This is a genomic window from Komagataeibacter kakiaceti JCM 25156 (assembly GCF_000613305.1).
The window spans coordinates 1-1,321 of the sequence record NZ_BAIO01000580.1; the positions used below are offsets into that span (position 1 = coordinate 1).

Below are 1,321 nucleotides of genomic sequence, written 5' to 3' on the forward strand. Positions count from 1 at the left end.
TGCGCGCCGTCACATGCCTGGGCCTTGCGCCCGAGCATCTGGTCTTCCTGGGGCTGGCCGATGCGGCCGCCCCCCATGAAGGCCCGGTTTTCGAGCAGGTCGTGCGCCATCTGGAACAACTGCTCCGCCGCCATGGCTGCACGACCATCATGGCCCCATGGCGGGCCGACCCCCATTGTGACCACGAAGCGGCATGGAAAATGGGCGTGACCCTGCAACGGCGTTGCCACGCAGCCCTGCTGGCCTATCCCGTATGGGGCTGGCTGCTGCCTGCCGATATGGAACTCGATCATCGCCCGCCCACGGGCATGCTGCTGGATATTTCGCCCTACCGCGCGCTCAAGCAGCGCGCGATCAGGATGCATGAAAGCCAGTACGGTCACCTGATTACCGATGACCCGACCGGCTTCAGCCTGCCGCCCGCCCTGCTGGATGCACTGGTTACGGATTATGAGGTTTTCGTCGCGCCATGAGTACCCCCAGTTGGTCCCGCGTCGTATTCGAGAGGATGTATCAACGCCACCCGGATCCATGGGGTGTCCGCACACGCGCCTATGAACAGGACAAATACCGCCAGACACTGGCCCCGCTGGCCGGGCTGCATTTTTGCCAGGCGCTGGAACTGGGGTGTTCCATCGGGGTCATGACCGCCCGGCTTGCGCGGCAATGCGATCATGTACTGGCGGTGGATGTGGCTGAAACCGCGCTTATGCATGCACGCCGCCACTGCGCGGGGCTGGCGGGGGTGTCGTTCCATCATGGACAGTTGCCCGGCGCATTCCCGCCCCTGCCCCGGCATGGCTGTGACCTGATCATGATTTCCGAACTGCTGTACTTCCTCTCACGCGTCGATATTGCGCAGCTTGCCGCCCGGTGCCTGCATGTGCGCAGGCCCGAAGCCCCCATTATTCTGGTAAACTGGACCGGGCCGACCGATACGCCATGCCATGGTGATGAAGCCGCCGAACATTTCATAAACTTCTGCCATGGCGAAGGCGTAAGGGTGGTCCATGGCCGCCGCTTTCCCCATTACCGGCTGGACATGCTCAATGGCGGAAGCAGGCCACCGGGACCAGTGGCCGCCGGATAAGGGGATGTACTCCGCGCCGCCAGCAGATGCCGCACGATCCGTTCGGCCCGTCGGGTCTCCTGCTTCAGTTCGGCCCGCCTGACGGGCCTGCGGCGCAGCATCACGGCCGCCGCCGCTTCCAGCCTGTCCCATGCCATGCCAAAAAACGGACTTCGCGTTATTTCCGCCACCTGCCGGGGGTACAGATGCAACTGACCCGCCAACCGGCCAATCGCCGCCTGCCATGCCGCG

2 protein-coding genes and 1 pseudogene are annotated in these 1,321 nt (G+C 64.3%); 2 read left to right on the forward strand and 1 reads right to left on the reverse strand.

The genetic code is table 11. The features are described from left to right. Positions 1-473 (forward strand): PIG-L deacetylase family protein (locus JCM25156_RS16790; RefSeq protein ID WP_025814039.1); only part of this gene is annotated, 473 nt, incomplete at its 5' end. Then, positions 470-1,090 carry an SAM-dependent methyltransferase gene (locus JCM25156_RS16795; RefSeq protein ID WP_025814040.1) on the forward strand — a complete coding sequence of 207 codons (621 nt, stop codon included), beginning with the start codon at positions 470-472 and terminating at the stop codon, positions 1,088-1,090. The genes JCM25156_RS16790 and JCM25156_RS16795, both read left to right, overlap by 4 nt. On the opposite strand, the pseudogene JCM25156_RS29580 reads toward JCM25156_RS16795, so the two are convergent. Further along, a pseudogene (locus JCM25156_RS29580) lies at positions 1,030-1,321 on the reverse strand (glycosyltransferase); the annotation flags it as partial. The gene JCM25156_RS16795 and the pseudogene JCM25156_RS29580 overlap by 61 nt on opposite strands.